The organism is Pseudomonas sp. SWRI51, assembly GCF_014268825.1.
In the GTDB taxonomy this organism is placed as follows: domain Bacteria; phylum Pseudomonadota; class Gammaproteobacteria; order Pseudomonadales; family Pseudomonadaceae; genus Aquipseudomonas; species Aquipseudomonas farsensis.
Genome location: NZ_JABWRG010000045.1, coordinates 21,959 through 36,467 on the forward strand (window position 1 = coordinate 21,959; position 14,509 = coordinate 36,467).

The 14,509-nt window shown below is 63.3% G+C and carries 15 protein-coding genes; 10 read left to right on the top strand and 5 right to left on the bottom strand.

From position 1 onward, the window contains the following. The first annotated feature begins 2 nt into the window (after positions 1–2). Positions 3–650 (top strand): DUF799 domain-containing protein, encoded by a 648-nt coding sequence (locus HU720_RS14495; RefSeq protein ID WP_186520634.1) that lies wholly within the window; start codon positions 3–5, stop codon positions 648–650. Between the two features lie 306 nt (positions 651–956). Next, positions 957–1,163 (top strand): hypothetical protein, encoded by a 207-nt coding sequence (locus HU720_RS14500; RefSeq protein ID WP_186520622.1) that lies wholly within the window; start codon positions 957–959, stop codon positions 1,161–1,163. A 56-nt stretch (positions 1,164–1,219) separates the two neighbouring features. Here HU720_RS14500 and pyrE read toward each other — a convergent pair whose 3' ends face one another. After that, a complete protein-coding gene (pyrE, locus tag HU720_RS14505) occupies positions 1,220–1,861 on the bottom strand; it encodes an orotate phosphoribosyltransferase (protein ID WP_186520623.1) in 642 nt (213 codons plus the stop codon). An 80-nt stretch (positions 1,862–1,941) separates the two neighbouring features. On the opposite strand from pyrE, the gene HU720_RS14510 reads away from it, so the two are divergent. After that, the gene (locus HU720_RS14510; protein WP_186520624.1) at positions 1,942–2,721 is read left to right on the top strand and encodes an exodeoxyribonuclease III; all 780 of its coding nucleotides are present in this window, start codon (positions 1,942–1,944) and stop codon (positions 2,719–2,721) included. Between the two features lie 63 nt (positions 2,722–2,784). Here the strand turns inward: HU720_RS14510 and rph are convergent, their stop codons facing one another. Continuing rightward, a complete protein-coding gene (rph, locus tag HU720_RS14515; protein WP_186520625.1) occupies positions 2,785–3,507 on the bottom strand; it encodes a ribonuclease PH in 723 nt (240 codons plus the stop codon). A gap of 225 nt (positions 3,508–3,732) precedes the next feature. Between rph and HU720_RS14520 the strand changes: the two genes are divergently transcribed. Further along, a complete protein-coding gene (locus HU720_RS14520; protein WP_186520626.1) occupies positions 3,733–4,596 on the top strand; it encodes a YicC/YloC family endoribonuclease in 864 nt (287 codons plus the stop codon). Between the two features lie 13 nt (positions 4,597–4,609). Next, positions 4,610–5,266: a guanylate kinase gene (gene gmk / locus HU720_RS14525; RefSeq protein WP_186520627.1), complete on the top strand. Its 657-nt coding sequence runs from the start codon at positions 4,610–4,612 to the stop codon at positions 5,264–5,266. A 116-nt stretch (positions 5,267–5,382) separates the two neighbouring features. Here the strand turns inward: gmk and HU720_RS14530 are convergent, their stop codons facing one another. The 3 genes from HU720_RS14530 to HU720_RS14540 form a co-directional block, all read right to left on the bottom strand. Next, positions 5,383–6,921 (bottom strand): APC family permease, encoded by a 1,539-nt coding sequence (locus tag HU720_RS14530; protein WP_186520628.1) that lies wholly within the window; start codon positions 6,919–6,921, stop codon positions 5,383–5,385. Positions 6,922–7,033: 112 nt separating this feature from the next. Beyond that, positions 7,034–7,807 (bottom strand): gamma-glutamyl-gamma-aminobutyrate hydrolase family protein, encoded by a 774-nt coding sequence (locus HU720_RS14535; protein WP_186520629.1) that lies wholly within the window; start codon positions 7,805–7,807, stop codon positions 7,034–7,036. Between the two features lie 4 nt (positions 7,808–7,811). Continuing rightward, a complete protein-coding gene (locus HU720_RS14540) occupies positions 7,812–9,194 on the bottom strand; it encodes a glutamine synthetase family protein (RefSeq protein ID WP_186520630.1) in 1,383 nt (460 codons plus the stop codon). 207 nt (positions 9,195–9,401) lie between these two features. On the opposite strand from HU720_RS14540, the gene HU720_RS14545 reads away from it, so the two are divergent. The 5 genes from HU720_RS14545 (at position 9,402) to HU720_RS14565 (ending at position 14,368) form a co-directional block, all read left to right on the top strand. Then, positions 9,402–10,274 (top strand): LysR family transcriptional regulator, encoded by an 873-nt coding sequence (locus tag HU720_RS14545; RefSeq protein WP_186520631.1) that lies wholly within the window; start codon positions 9,402–9,404, stop codon positions 10,272–10,274. 471 nt (positions 10,275–10,745) lie between these two features. After that, complete coding sequence (gene rpoZ / locus HU720_RS14550) at positions 10,746–11,009, top strand: DNA-directed RNA polymerase subunit omega (RefSeq protein ID WP_003253383.1); 264 nt, start codon at positions 10,746–10,748, stop codon at positions 11,007–11,009. A gap of 59 nt (positions 11,010–11,068) precedes the next feature. After that, positions 11,069–13,177, top strand: coding sequence for a bifunctional GTP diphosphokinase/guanosine-3',5'-bis pyrophosphate 3'-pyrophosphohydrolase (spoT, locus tag HU720_RS14555; RefSeq protein ID WP_186520632.1), 2,109 nt, complete (start codon positions 11,069–11,071; stop codon positions 13,175–13,177). A gap of 24 nt (positions 13,178–13,201) precedes the next feature. Continuing rightward, positions 13,202–13,582, top strand: coding sequence for a RidA family protein (locus HU720_RS14560; protein ID WP_110991989.1), 381 nt, complete (start codon positions 13,202–13,204; stop codon positions 13,580–13,582). Between the two features lie 60 nt (positions 13,583–13,642). Next, positions 13,643–14,368, top strand: a complete 726-nt coding sequence (locus HU720_RS14565) for a hypothetical protein (protein ID WP_186520633.1) — start codon at positions 13,643–13,645, stop codon at positions 14,366–14,368. Positions 14,369–14,509 lie beyond the last annotated feature (141 nt).

Genomic DNA, 14,509 nt, shown 5'->3' on the forward strand with positions numbered 1-14,509 from the left:
ACCTGACCCGACTGATCGCCGGCGCCTGCCTGCTGGCCCTGTTCGCCGGTTGTGCCGAGCGCAAGACCATCGACTACTCGGCCTACAAGCAAGCCCGGCCGAAGTCGATCCTGATCCTGCCGCCGCTGAACGAATCGCCGGATGTCAAAGCCACCTACAGCATGCTGTCGCAGGTGACCTATCCGTTGGCCGAGGCGGGTTACTACGTGATGCCAGTGGCTTTGGTGGATGAGACCTTCCGCCAGAACGGCATGACCACCCCTGCCGACATCCACCAGTTGCCGCCGGCCAAGCTGCAGGAGATTTTCGGCGCCGATGCCGGCCTGTACGTGACCGTCAGTGACTACGGCACCCGCTACATGGTCATCAGCAGCGCCACGATCGTGACCGCCAACGCCAAGCTGGTCGACCTGAAGACCGGCACCACGTTGTGGACCGGCAGCGCCACGGCCTCCAGCGAAGAAGGCCGGCAGAACCAGGGCGGGCTGATTGGCATGCTGGTCACTGCAGCGATCAACCAGATCATCAGCAGCGTGCAGGATGACGCTGGCTACCCGATTGCGGGCATGACCAGCGCACGGCTGCTGTCGCCCTACCCTAACGGCGGCATCCTCTACGGGCCGCGTTCGCCGAAGTATGGGACTGATTGATTGAGCGTGGTTTCAGTGCTGCGCTGAATGGGTGAAGGCTTGCGAGGTGCTGCACAGGCCTGGGGTGGCCTCATCGCGGGGCAAGCCCGCTCCCACGGGGTGCATGAAAGCTGCTTTTGTGGGAGCGGGCTTGCCCCGCGATGAGGCCAGCAGGCCGAGTCGAGCTGCCTGAACTGACGCTATCGCGGAGGTTAGGCAGCAACGCTGCTCGGAACGCTCCTACGCCAAGGCGGGAAGGGTCCTACAACACGCAATTGCAAAGCCTGATTACTCTTGAGACTCCTACACAGGCAAAGGAGGTCAGCGATGCAAAAAACCGAGGTCCCCTACGGCAGTGATGTTTCCTCTGGCACCTACGCGTGCGCCGATTGCGGCCATGAATATTCCAACCAGAGTAAAACATCCCTCCCGCCCTGCCCACAATTCGACGCGAGTCCCCATCCCAAGCGCGCGTGGAATATCTTGACCGGCGCAGGCGATGCCGAGCAGGACCCGTATCCCAAACCCCACTGAAAAGCAGGCAAAAAAGAAGGCGACCCTCGGGTCGCCTTCTCTATTTCAGTACCGCATCAAATGCCGTACTGGTCGCGGTACGCCTGCACCGCCGCGAGGTGCTGCTTGAGCTGCGGGTCGTCTGCCAGGAACTGCAGCACCTGGGTCAGCGACACGATGCTGACCACCGGGATGCCGAAATCACGCTCGACTTCCTGGATGGCCGACAGCTCGCCATTGCCGCGTTCTTCACGGTTCAGCGCAATCAAAACGCCAGCGGGCTTGGCCTGCTGCGCGCTGATGATCTGCATGACCTCGCGGATTGCGGTACCGGCAGTGATCACGTCATCGATGATCAATACATCGCCGGCCAGCGGCGCGCCGACCAGGCTGCCGCCCTCGCCGTGCGCCTTGGCTTCCTTGCGGTTGAAACACCACGGCACGTCGAGCTGATGCTGTTCGGCAAGCGCAACAGCAGTGGCCGCCGCGAGCGGGATGCCCTTGTACGCCGGGCCAAACAGCACGTCGAACGGGATCTTGCTGTCGACGATGGCCGCCGCGTAGCAACGCCCCAGCTGTGCCAGGGCGGAACCTGTATTGAACAGGCCGGCATTGAAGAAGTACGGGCTGGTACGCCCCGATTTCAGGGTGAACTCACCGAAGCGCAGAACGCCGCGATCGATGGCAAAACGGATGAAGTCGCGCTGATACGGCTGCATGAAAGGTCCCGGACACCACGGATTTAGCTAAATGTGTTGAGCTCGGGTATCATACACGCACGAGATTTTTGGGGCCATTTATGCGGATCATCAGTGTGAACGTTAATGGCATTCAGGCTGCAGCCGAGCGTGGTTTGCTCAGCTGGCTACAAGCCCAGAATGCCGACGTCATCTGCCTTCAGGATACCCGCGCCTCGGCCTTTGAACTCGATGACCCAGCTTTCCAGCTCGATGGCTATTTCCTTTACGCCTGCGATGCGGAGGTGCCCACCCAAGGTGGCGTGGCACTCTACTCGCGCATGCAGCCCAAGGCAGTCATCACCGGCCTGGGCTTCGAGACAGCCGACCGTTACGGGCGTTACCTGCAAGCAGATTTCGACAAAGTCAGTATTGCCACGCTGTTGCTGCCTTCGGGCATGAACGGCGACGAAGACCTGAACCAGAAATTCAAGTTGATGGACGACTTCGGCAAGTACCTGGACAAACAGCGTCGCAAGCGTCGCGAATACATCTACTGCGGCTCGTTCTACGTGGCCCAGCAGAAGCTCGACATCAAAAACTGGCGTGACTGCCAGCAGTCGCCTGGCTTCCTGCCGCCCGAGCGCGCCTGGATGGATTCGATCACCGGCGAAATGGGTTACGTCGACGCACTGCGCGAAGTCAGCCGTGAAGGCGACCAGTACAGCTGGTGGCCCGATAACGAGCAGGCCGAAATGCTCAACCTGGGCTACCGGTTCGACTACCAGATCCTCACCCCAGGCCTGCGCCGCTTCGTGCGCAATGCCCGCCTGCCACGCCAGCCGCGCTTCTCTCAGCATGCGCCGCTGATCGTGGACTACGACTGGACGCTGACCATCTAAGGTCGCACCAGGCACACAAAAAAGCCGACCCTTGAGGTCGGCTTTTTGCATCTGCGATTGCTGTCAGTCGGCCAGGGCGGCGTTCTGCAGTTCGAAGATTTCGTTCATGCCCTTTTGCGCCAGCGCCAGCATGGCGTTGAAGTCTTCAGGCTGGAACGGCGCACCTTCGGCAGTGCCTTGCACTTCGATGAAACCACCGGCGCTGGTCATGACCACGTTCAGGTCGGTCTCGGCCGCGGAGTCCTCGGGGTAGTCGAGGTCGAGCACGGCTTCGCCCTGGTACATGCCCACCGAAACGGCAGCGATCATGTGCTTGAGCGGGTTGCCGCCCTTCAGGCCGCCGCGCTTCTTGATCACCGCCAGCGCATCGCACAGGGCAACCATGGCGCCGGTGATCGACGCGGTGCGGGTACCGCCATCGGCCTGGATCACGTCGCAGTCGATGTACAGGGTGATGTCACCGAGCTTGCTCATGTCCAGCGCAGCGCGCAGCGAGCGGCCGATCAAGCGCTGGATTTCGAGGGTGCGGCCACCTTGCTTGCCACGGCTGGCTTCGCGCTGGTTACGCTCGCCAGTGGCGCGCGGCAGCATGCCGTACTCGGCGGTCAGCCAGCCCTGGCCCTGGCCTTTGAGGAAGCGGGGAACACCGTTTTCGACGCTGACTGTGCAGATGACTTTGGTGTCACCGAACTCGACCAGCACCGAGCCTTCGGCGTGCTTGGTGTAGTTACGGGTGATGCGGATCGAGCGGAGCTGATCGGCGGCGCGACCACTTGGACGTTTCATCTGGGATACCTGTACCGGGACTTGAATCTGCCCAGCAGTATAGAGGTCGTGGCCCATGGAGGACATGCCTATCGTCGCAGGCGCCACAGCCCGTCGATTTTTCCTGCACGAAAACAGGGCGCCTGTAGCATGGCCGGATTGGGCGCCTGCGTCGCACTGCGCTACAATCCTGCGCCTTGCAGCCGAAAGGCTTCCCCCGCTCACCGATTTCGCGAGGTACTCCCCATGGTGCACAGCATGACCGCCTTTGCCCGCGCCGAGCGCGTTGGCAGCCAAGGCACCCTGGTCTGGGAGCTGCGCTCGGTCAACCATCGCTATCTCGAGCCGCACCTGCGCCTGCCCGAGGCCCTGCGCGACCTCGAGGGCGCCGTGCGCGAAGGCCTGCGCCAGGGCTTGTCGCGTGGCAAGGTCGAATGCACCTTGCGCCTCAACGAAGACAGCACCGGCAAGCCACTGCAGGTTGACCGCGAGCGCGCCGCGCAACTGGTCGCTGCCGCCGAAACCATCGCCGCGCTGATCAAGCAGCCGGCGCCGTTGAACCCGCTGGAAGTGCTGGCCTGGCCGGGCGTGCTGGTTGCCGATGCAACCGACCCGCAAGCGCTCAACGCCGAAGCCATGGCGCTGTTCGACGAGGCCCTGGCCGAACTCAAGGCCGGCCGGCAGCGTGAAGGCGCGGAGCTGGCGCGGCTGATCAACGAGCGCCTGGACAGCATGGCCGCCGAGGTCACCACCTTGCGCGCCCTGGTGCCGCAGATGCTTGCCGTGCAGCGGCAGAAGATTGTCGACCGCTTCGCCGACATGCAGGCCGAGCTCGACCCGCAGCGCCTGGAACAGGAAATGGTGCTGCTGGCCCAGAAGAGCGATGTCGCCGAAGAACTGGACCGCCTCAGCACCCACGTCACCGAAGTGCGCCGGGTGCTCAAGTCCGGCGGCGCCGCTGGCCGGCGCCTGGACTTCCTGATGCAGGAACTCAACCGCGAAGCCAACACCCTGGGCTCCAAGGCCTTCGACCCCCGCAGCACGCAGGCAGCGGTCAACCTCAAGGTGTTGATCGAGCAGATGCGTGAACAAGTACAGAACATCGAGTAAGGCCACCCCCACCATGAACCACAGCAGCGGCACCCTTTATATCGTCTCGGCACCCTCTGGCGCCGGCAAGACCAGCCTGGTCACAGCCCTGATCAAGGACGACCCACGCGTTCGCGTCTCGGTCTCGCACACCACCCGCACCAAGCGGCCGGGTGAAGAGCACGGGGTGAACTACCACTTCGTTGCCCACGAAGAATTCCACGGTCTGATCGCCCAGGGCGACTTCCTCGAGCATGCCGAGGTGTTCGGCAACTTCTACGGCACCTCGCGCAGCGCTTTGCAGGAGACCCTCGACCAAGGCTTCGACCTGATCCTGGAAATCGACTGGCAAGGCGCCCAGCAGGTACGCGAGCTGATGCCCGAGGCACGCTCGATCTTCATCCTGCCGCCAAGCCTCGAAGCCCTGCGCCACCGCCTGGACGGGCGTGGCCAGGACAGCGAAGAGATCATCGCCGGGCGCATGAAGGAAGCGGTGAGTGAAATGAGGCACTATGCCGAGTACGAGTACCTGATCATCAATAACCAGTTCGACGTGGCACTGGACGACCTCAAGGCAGTATTCCGCTCAAACCGTGAAGACGGCGCGGATGCCTTGGCCCATGCAGAAGGGCTGAAGCTTGAAAAGCAGAAGCAGGCCCATGGCGAGCTGCTGAAACAGCTGGTCGGCTGAAGAATGCCGGGGCCTCTGCGAGGCCCTTTCGCGGCACAAGGCCGCTCCTACAGAGAAACGCGATCCCTGTAGGAGCGGCCTTGCGCCGCGAAAGGGGCGCAAAGCGCCCCCCAGCTTCAATCCTGCAACTGAATAGTGGCCTGCTGACGCAATGTGGCGCCCAGGAAGTAGGCCGGCAGCCGCAAGCGCGACAGCATCATCAACACAATCCCCAGCGCCGAGATAATCGCCGCAATCACGAATACCAGCCCCAACCCGCCCACATGCGAGCCGCTGCCGAAGTCCGGCGACGCGCTGTCTACCGCCGTGCGCACGAAGATCACCGACAGGATCGCCCCACCGAGCAGCGGGCACACCCCCCGCATGAAGAAGTGGCGCGCGCTGCTGAACAAGCTGCGGCGGAAGTACCACACGCAGGCAAACGCGGTCAGCGAATAGTAGAAGCAGATCATCATGCCCAGCGCGGTGATGGTGTCAGCCAGTACGTTCTCGCTCAGGGTGCGCATGGTGACGTAGAACAGCGCCGCCGCAACGCCTGCACAAATGGTCGCGTAACGCGGCGTTTGCGAACGCGGGCACACCTTGGCAAAACGCTGCGGCACAGCGCCGTAGTACCCCATGGCCAGCAGCGTGCGGGCCGGCGAAACGAAGGTCGACTGCAGCGACGCCGCCGTACTGGCCAGCACGGCGATCGACATCAGCACCGCCAGCGGCCCCATCACCGGCCCCGCCAGGTGAGCAAAGACGTTTTCCTGGATACGCGGGTTGCCCAGCCCCAGGCCTTGGTCGCTGATGCCGGCAAATTGCAGGGTGGCGATGGCGGTCAGCAGGTACAGGCCCAGAATCAGCAGCACCGTCCAGGTAGCTGCCTTGCCCGGCACCTCTTCACTGCCCACCGACTCTTCGCTCACGGTCAGGCACACGTCCCAACCCCAGAAGATGAAGATCGACAGCGACAGCCCCGCCGCAAACGAGGAGAACGACTCCACGCCAAACGGGTTGAACCACGCCAGGTCGAACGCCAGCGGCGGCGGCGCGGTGGTTTCGCCAAAGGCGGCGAAGGCAAAGCCGATCAGCACCATCAATTGCAGCGCCACCAGCCCGTACTGCACGGTCATGGTGGTGGCCATGCCGCGACAGCAAATCCACACCGCCAGGGCAATGAACGCGCAACAGGTGGTGACATTCACCAACAAGTTGTCGGCAAGGCCCGCCAGCGCCTGGTTACCGGTGATCTGGGCGAGGAACAGGTAGAAGAAGTCGACCGCAACGCCTGCCAGGTTGGACAGCACGATGGTGGTGGCGACCACCAGCCCCCAGCCGCCAATCCAGCCGATCATCGGCCCGAACGCCCGCGCCGACCAGGTAAACGAAGTGCCGCTGTCCGGCTCCGCCGAGTTCAGCTCGCGGTAGCCCAGGGCCACCAGCAGCATCGGCAGAAAGCCGACGATGAAGACCGCAGGCAAGTGGGCGCCGACCTCGCGCACGGTCGGGCCGAGCGCGCCGGTCAGGGTGTAGACCGGAGCAATGGTGGAAATGCCCAGCACCACGCTGGCCAACAGCCCCAGGCGGCCCTTGGCCAGGCCCTTGCCTTGCGTGGTGTTGCCCGATTCGGCCGCATCGGGTGGGCGGCCGTGGTCTGTGTATTCATTCATGAGTTTTTGCCGTAGATATTGGAATTATTTTGACAGACCTGCCGCGGCAGGCCCGCTTTCACTCATTGAAAGCTCGCGTGTGGGACCAGTCCTCCAGGACCTTCGGCGGGCGTCAGAAACCGTTCTGGCGCGCACCTTCCCGTGCAGCATGGGCAATGCAGGCCTCGCGAAACGCCTGAAACAGGCGCAGCGAAACCGGGTTCTCGGCAAAACGCCATTCCGGGTGCCATTGCACGCCGAGCACAAAGCCCGGCGCATCCGGCATCGACACCGCTTCGATCAGGCCATCCGGGGCGCACGCCTCAACGCGCAGGCCCGGTGCCAGGCGGTCGATGCCCTGGCTGTGCAGCGAGTTGACCTCGAACTGCGCTGGCAAACCGATCCGCTCGAACATACCTCCTGGGCTGACTCGCACCGGGTGGCTTGGGCTGTACTGCACCTCCAGCGCTGCTTCCTGCGCTTCGCGGTGGTCCCGGTAGCCGGGCAGTTCGTGCACGCGCTGGTGCAGGCTGCCGCCCAAGGCCACGTTGAGCTCCTGGAAACCTCGGCAGATACACAGCACCGGCACGCCGGCCGCGATGGCCGCCTGCAGCAACGGCAAGGTCAGGCGGTCACGCGCCAGGTCGTGGCGGGTACCCGCGGCGCTGGGGGCGCCATTGTAATGATGCGGCTCGACATTGGAAGGCGAACCGCTGAACAGAATGCCATTGAGTGGCACCAGCAGCGCCTGGCTGTCGCTACCGCCGTCGCGGGCCGGCAGGATCAGCGGCAAGCCGGCGTAGCCTGCGGCCTCGACATACTTGTCGCCGACCGTGTGCGACGAGTTTTTCCCCACCTGCTGACGGCAGGCGCTGACACCGATCAAAGGGACCGCATTTGCGCTCATGGGCTTACACCGTGTGCAGGTACCAGTTGTACTCAAGGTCGGAAATCGACACTTCGAATTCGGCCAGCTCGCTTTCTTTGCAGGCCACGAAAATGTCGATGTAGTCCGGGCTGATGTATTGGTTGAGCACTTCGCTGTCGTCCAGCGCGCGCAGGGCATCGCGCAGGTTGTTGGGCAGGCTCTGTTCCAGTTGTTCGTAGGAATTGCCTTCAATCGGCGCGCCCGGCTCGATCTGCTGGGTCAGCCCGTGGTGAATGCCCGCAAGGATTGCCGCCAGCATCAGGTAGGGGTTGGCGTCGGCGCCGGCAACGCGGTGCTCGATGCGCACGTTTTCCGGGCTGTCGGTGGGCACGCGCAAGGCCACGGTGCGGTTGTCCAGGCCCCAGCTCGGCGCATTCGGCACATAGAATTGCGCGCCGAAACGGCGGTACGAGTTCACGTTCGGGCACAACAGGGCCATGGAGGCCGGCATGGTCTCCAGCACACCACCGATGGCGTGGCGCAGGGCGTCGCTTTGCAGCGGGTCATCGCAGGCAAAGATGTTCTTGCCGGTGTTCTTGTCGAGCAACGAAATGTGCACATGCAGCCCGTTGCCGGCCTGGCCCGGGTAGGGCTTGGCCATGAACGTGGTGTCCATTTCGTGATCGTAGGCGACGTTCTTGACCAGGCGCTTGAGCAGAATGGCGTAGTCGCAGGCCTTCAGCGGGTCGGCGACATGGTGCAGGTTCACCTCGAACTGCGCCGGGGCGCTTTCCTTGACGATGGCATCGGCCGGCAGGTCTTGCTCCTTGGCAGCTTCGAGCATGTCCTGCAGGCAATCTGCGTATTCGTCGAGGTCGTCGATCAGGTACACCTGGGTCGACTGCGGTCGCTTGCCCGAAATCGGCGAACGCGGCGGCTGCGGGCGGCCGTTGAGGTTGTCCTGGTCGATCAGATAGAACTCAAGCTCGAAGGCCGCGCAGATATCCAGGCCCAGGTCGTCGAACTTGCTCACCACCTGGCGCAGCACTTCGCGCGGGTCGGCAAAAAACGGCTGGCCTTCGATTTCGTGCATGGTCATCAGCAGTTGCGCGGTGGGGCGCTTTTGCCAGGGCTCGTTGCACAAGGTACCGGGGATCGGGTAGCAGATACGGTCGGCATCGCCGATATCCAGGCCAAGGCCGGTGCTTTCGACGGTGGCGCCGTTGATGTCGAGGGCGAACAGCGAGGCCGGCAGGTTGATGCCTTTTTCGTAGACCTTGTGCAGGCTGGCGCGCTCGATGCGTTTGCCGCGCACCACGCCGTTCATGTCGGAGATCAGCAGATCAACGTACTGGGTGTCCGGGTGGGCTTCCAGGAATTGTTGCATCTCGCGGGAAGAACTGGCGCACGGAGAGACCGACGTCATGGCTGTACATCCTTTGATTCGGAGCGGCGATGTGGAGCTGCGGATGACGCCTCGGAAGGCGACGATGGTGCTGCTGTTGTTTTTTTCACTGGCCCATCGTGGGGGGCTGTCTGCCCGACAGGGTGCATTGATTCCCCGGGGCCGTTTCACTATAAAATGGCCCCAACGCAACAGACATTGGCAATTCAGCAAGCAGAGCGTGCACCAATGCAATATCAGATCAACCATTCCGACCTTTCGCTGGTGCTGGCCCTGGAACGCGGGCGCTCATTGGCCAAGGCCGCCGAGCTGCTGAAAGTCGACGTTTCGACGGTTTTTCGCTCGATCCGCCGGCTTGAGTCGGCGCTGGGTACGGCGCTGTTCGTCAAGAGCCGCAAGGGCTACCTGCCCACCGACACCGCTCAGGCCCTGGCCGAGCAGGCCGAACGCGCCGAGCAGGCGCTGGAGGCGGCGCGCATCGCCATGACCTGCGGCGAGCAGGTGGTCAGCGGCACCGTGCGCCTGACCTGCACCGAGGCGGTGCTGCACAGCCTGCTGTTGCCGGCGCTGGCCGAATTCATGCCCAACTACCCGGCGTTGTCGCTGGAGATGGGCACCTCCAACACCTTCGCCAACCTCAGCCGCCGCGATGCCGACATCGCCCTGCGCCTGACCAATGCGCCACCCGAACACTTGGTAGGGCGTTGCCTGGGCTCGACCAGCTATGTGATCTGTGGCCGCCCGCAATTGCGCGAACGCCTCGACGCCGAGCCCACCAGCGTGCCGTGGATCGCCCCGGATGACTCGATGCAGGACCACGCCACGGTGGTCTGGCGCAACCAGCAATACCCTGGGCTGAGCCCGCGCTACCAGTGCAGCGGCATGTCGACCATCGCCCAGTTGGTGACCACCGGCCTGGGCGTTGCGGCACTGCCCGACTACATGGTGCATGCGTTGCCGGGCGTGGAGGCACTGAGCGGCCCGCTGGCCGGCTGCGACACCCAGTTGTGGCTGCTGACCCGTCCCGATTGCCGGGCCTTGCGCTCGGTGCAGACGCTGTTCGAGGAACTGACCCCGCGATTGCGCGATGCGATGTTGTAGGGGCTGTTGTGCCTGAACGTCCAGACCTCAGCCCTTGGGAGCACAGGGCTGTTGTGGCGAGCGGGCTTGCCCCGCGTTGGGCTGCGAAGCAGCCCTGAAACCCGCATTCAAAGACAGCCTGACCCACCTTATTGTCCATGATTGGGGCTGTTACACAGCCCAACGCGGGGCAAGCCCGCTCACCACAACAGCCCCGTGCCCAAGAGCGCCGCAAGACACTGCGCAATCGTCACGCAATGGGATGATCTGGCAAAGGGGTTGTATTCGCCGAGGTGGAAGCAGTATCGTCGAGAGCAGGCGTAAAGGCGTCTGCTGCGGCAGTTTCGCCGGGCAATCACACATGCACGGTAACAGCGCGAAGGGCGGGTTGAGAAAACAGTCCTTCCCTATTGGCTGGTGATTTTTTAAACTATCGAGTCCGCCTGCCCGTATTGGGCTGTACGCCTACCGCATTTGCTACCGAGGAACACCATGGCCCGCGTAACTGTTGAAGACTGTCTGGAACACGTGGATAACCGCTTCGAGCTGGTCATGCTCTCGACCAAGCGCGCCCGTCAGCTGGCGACCGGCGGTAAAGAGCCACGCGTTGCATGGGAAAACGACAAACCTACCGTCGTTGCCCTGCGTGAAATCGCCGAAGGCATCGTCACCAACGAATTCATCGCCGCCGAAGAAATCGTCACCGAAGATCCGGTGTTCGCCGCGTTCGAGGACGAGAACAACGAGGCTGTCTGATTGATGCCAGGTCGACGTCGTGCGGCGCAAGGCCCTCTTCGACTGCAAGAGGTGAAACCATGCCGGGTATAGAAGCCCTCGCCGAACGGCTATCGACCTATCTGGGCCCGGAACAGGTCAACCTGGTCCGCCGCGCCTACTTCTACGCCGAGCAGGCGCACGACGGGCAACGCCGCCGCAGCGGCGAGCCGTACGTCACGCACCCGCTGGCGGTAGCCAGCATTCTTGCCGACATGCACATGGACCATCAAAGCCTGATGGCCGCCATGCTGCATGACGTGATCGAAGACACCGGCATCGCCAAAGAAGCCTTGTGCCAGCAGTTCGGTGAAACCGTCGCCGAACTGGTGGACGGGGTCAGCAAGCTGACCCAGATGAACTTCGAAACCAAGGCCGAGGCGCAAGCCGAGAACTTCCAGAAAATGGCCATGGCCATGGCCCGCGATATCCGCGTGATCCTGGTCAAGCTGGCCGACCGCCTGCACAACATGCGCACCCTTGAAGTGCTGTCCGGCGAAAAACGTCGGCGCATCGCCAAGGAAACCCTCGAAATCTACGCCCCCATCGCCAACCGCCTGGGTATGCACAACGTGCGCGTCGAATTCGAAGACCTTGGCTTCAAGGCCATGCACCCGATGCGCTCGTCGTTGATCCACCGCGCAGTCAAGGCTGCCCGTGGCAACCGCAAGGAGCTGGTCGCCAAGATCGAAACCTCGCTGGCCAACTGCCTGGCTGCCGATGGCATCGAGGGCGAAGTCAGTGGCCGGCAGAAACACCTCTATGGCATCTACAAGAAGATGCGTGGCAAGCGCCGCGCCTTCACCGAGATCATGGACGTGTACGCCTTCCGCATCGTCGTCGACAAGGTCGACACCTGCTACCGCGTGCTGGGCGCCGTGCACAACCTGTACAAGCCGCTGCCGGGGCGCTTCAAGGACTACATCGCAATTCCCAAGGCCAACGGCTACCAGTCGCTGCACACCACGCTGTTCGGCATGCATGGCGTGCCGATCGAAATCCAGATCCGCACCCGCGAAATGGAAGAGCTGGCCAACAACGGCATCGCTGCGCACTGGCTGTACAAGTCCAACGAGGACGAGCACCCCAAGGGCAGCCACGCCCGCGCCCGTCAGTGGGTCAAGGGCATTCTCGAGCTGCAGCAGCGCGCGGGCAACTCGCTGGAATTCATCGAGAGCGTGAAGATCGACCTGTTCCCGGACGAGGTCTACGTCTTTACCCCCAAAGGCCGGATCATGGAGCTGCCCAAAGGCTCCACCGCCGTCGACTTCGCCTACGCGGTGCACACCGACGTCGGCAACAGCTGCATTGCCTGCCGCATCAACCGCCGCCTGGCGCCGCTGTCCGAGCCGTTGCAAAGCGGCTCGACGGTCGAAATTGTCAGCGCCCCCGGCGCGCGGCCCAACCCGGCCTGGCTCAATTTCGTGGTTACCGGCAAGGCGCGCACGCACATTCGCCACGCCCTCAAGCAACAGCGCCGCTCCGAGTCCATCAGCCTGGGCGAACGCCTGCTGAACAAGGTGCTCACCGGTTTCGACAGCAGCCTTGAGCAAATTTCCCAAGAGCGCGTGCAAGCGATTCTCAGCGAATACCGCCTGGAACTGATCGAAGACCTGCTCGAAGATATCGGCCTGGGCAACCGCATGGCCTACGTGGTCGCCCGGCGCCTGCTGTCTGCCGAAGGCGAGCAACTGCCAGCACCCGAAGGCCCACTGGCCATTCGCGGCACCGAAGGCCTGGTGCTCAGCTACGCCAAGTGCTGCACCCCGATCCCCGGTGACCCGATTGTCGGCCACCTGTCGGCGGGCAAAGGCATGGTGGTGCACCTGGAAGACTGCCGCAACATCAGCGAAGTGCGGCACAACCCAGAAAAGTGCCTGCAGCTTTCCTGGGCCAAGGACGTTACCGGCGAGTTCAACGTCGAACTGCGCGTGGAGCTTGAGCACCAGCGCGGCCTGATTGCGCTGCTGGCCAGCAGCGTCAACGCCGCCGACGGCAACATCGAGAAAATCAGCATGGACGAACGCGACGGCCGTATCAGCGTGGTCCAACTGGTGGTCAGCGTGCACGACCGCGTGCACCTGGCCCGCGTGATCAAGAAGCTGCGCACCTTGACCGGCGTGGTCCGCATCACCCGCATGCGTGCGTAGTCCGCCCACCGCAAGGAGTCATTCATGAGCAAGACCGTCATCACCAGCGACAAGGCACCTGCCGCTATCGGCACCTACTCGCAAGCGATCAAGGCTGGCAATACTGTCTACATGTCGGGGCAGATCCCGCTCGACCCTAAAACCATGGAGCTGGTCGAAGGCTTCGAAGCCCAGACCGTGCAGGTATTCGAGAACCTCAAGTCGGTGGCAGAAGCCGCTGGCGGTTCGTTCAAGGACATCGTCAAGCTGAACATCTTCCTCACCGACCTGAGCCACTTCGCCAAGGTCAACGAGGTGATGGGCCGCTACTTCGAGCAGCCCTACCCGGCCCGCGCCGCCATTGGCGTCGCCGCCCTGCCGAAGGGCGCGCAGGTCGAAATGGACGCAATTCTGGTCCTCGAGTAATGCCCTAGGTGGCGGGCGCTGCGCCCGTCACCCCCCCCTTCTGCCCCAAGGTTACTCCCCATGCGCCATGCATTGCCCCTTGCCCTGGCAGCCCTGCTTCTGGGCGGCTGCGCCAGCCACAAACCTGAAGATTTCAACGGCACCTGGATCAACCAGGACGCCATCGACGCTGCCGTCAAAGGCGCCAGCCTGCGCCAGGCGCTGGCCGATCACGGCCCGGTGTTCGAGTGGAAGGTCGACGTCAAAAACCAGAAAGCCAGCTTCAGCAACGGCTTTGAAGCCGCCGATGGGCGCCTGGCTGCCAACCAGAAAGATTGGCAGGTGGAGTTCGAGGGCGGTCAGAACGAGCAGTTGACCCTCGCAGGGGACGAACTCGAAGCCAAGGACCCTTCCGGCCACACGCAAACCTTCGTTCGCGCGCAAGCCAGCAACAGCGCGCCGCTGGGCAGCAGCTTCGAGCGCGAGCTGTACAAGGCGTACCTGGGCGGTGACTGGAAGATCCTTGAAGGCCGCGGCCAAGGTGCTGTCGTGCGCTTCAGCGACAACGGCAGCGTCACCGGCCTGCCCGGCCCGGATCGCTTTGCCCTGTGCATGGCCGGCGATTGCGCGACCATGGGTGCTGGCAACGACAGCCTGTGGCTTGAGCGCAACCAGCTTGGCGCGCCATGGATTTTCAAGCGCGAAGGCAATCGGTTGGAAATCTTCCAGGCCGTGAACCGCGCCCAGCCGGATGAAATGCCGCAGTTGGCGGCGGGTGCGCGTCAGTGGGTGCTGGAGAAGAACTGAAGGCGCCAGGGCCGCTTTGCGGCCCATCGCGGCACAAGGCCGCTCCTACAGGGATCACACACAGCCTGTGGGAGATCACCCAGCCCTTCCGGGCTGCGCTGTCGCGCAGAGAACTGGGCACCGTGGGAGCGGGCTTGCCCC

Bases quoted from the DNA above. Each gene is read 5' to 3' on its own strand.
- HU720_RS14500 (WP_186520622.1), top strand. From the start codon at position 957: ATGCAAAAAACCGAGGTCCCCTACGGCAGTGATGTTTCCTCTGGCACC.
- pyrE (WP_186520623.1), bottom strand. From the start codon at position 1,861: ATGCAGCCGTATCAGCGCGACTTCATCCGTTTTGCCATCGATCGCGGC.
- HU720_RS14510 (WP_186520624.1), top strand. From the start codon at position 1,942: ATGCGGATCATCAGTGTGAACGTTAATGGCATTCAGGCTGCAGCCGAG.
- rph (WP_186520625.1), bottom strand. From the start codon at position 3,507: ATGAAACGTCCAAGTGGTCGCGCCGCCGATCAGCTCCGCTCGATCCGC.
- HU720_RS14520 (WP_186520626.1), top strand. From the start codon at position 3,733: ATGGTGCACAGCATGACCGCCTTTGCCCGCGCCGAGCGCGTTGGCAGC.
- gmk (WP_186520627.1), top strand. From the start codon at position 4,610: ATGAACCACAGCAGCGGCACCCTTTATATCGTCTCGGCACCCTCTGGC.
- HU720_RS14530 (WP_186520628.1), bottom strand. From the start codon at position 6,921: ATGAATGAATACACAGACCACGGCCGCCCACCCGATGCGGCCGAATCG.
- HU720_RS14535 (WP_186520629.1), bottom strand. From the start codon at position 7,807: ATGAGCGCAAATGCGGTCCCTTTGATCGGTGTCAGCGCCTGCCGTCAG.
- HU720_RS14540 (WP_186520630.1), bottom strand. From the start codon at position 9,194: ATGACGTCGGTCTCTCCGTGCGCCAGTTCTTCCCGCGAGATGCAACAA.
- HU720_RS14545 (WP_186520631.1), top strand. From the start codon at position 9,402: ATGCAATATCAGATCAACCATTCCGACCTTTCGCTGGTGCTGGCCCTG.
- rpoZ (WP_003253383.1), top strand. From the start codon at position 10,746: ATGGCCCGCGTAACTGTTGAAGACTGTCTGGAACACGTGGATAACCGC.
- spoT (WP_186520632.1), top strand. From the start codon at position 11,069: ATGCCGGGTATAGAAGCCCTCGCCGAACGGCTATCGACCTATCTGGGC.
- HU720_RS14560 (WP_110991989.1), top strand. From the start codon at position 13,202: ATGAGCAAGACCGTCATCACCAGCGACAAGGCACCTGCCGCTATCGGC.
- HU720_RS14565 (WP_186520633.1), top strand. From the start codon at position 13,643: ATGCGCCATGCATTGCCCCTTGCCCTGGCAGCCCTGCTTCTGGGCGGC.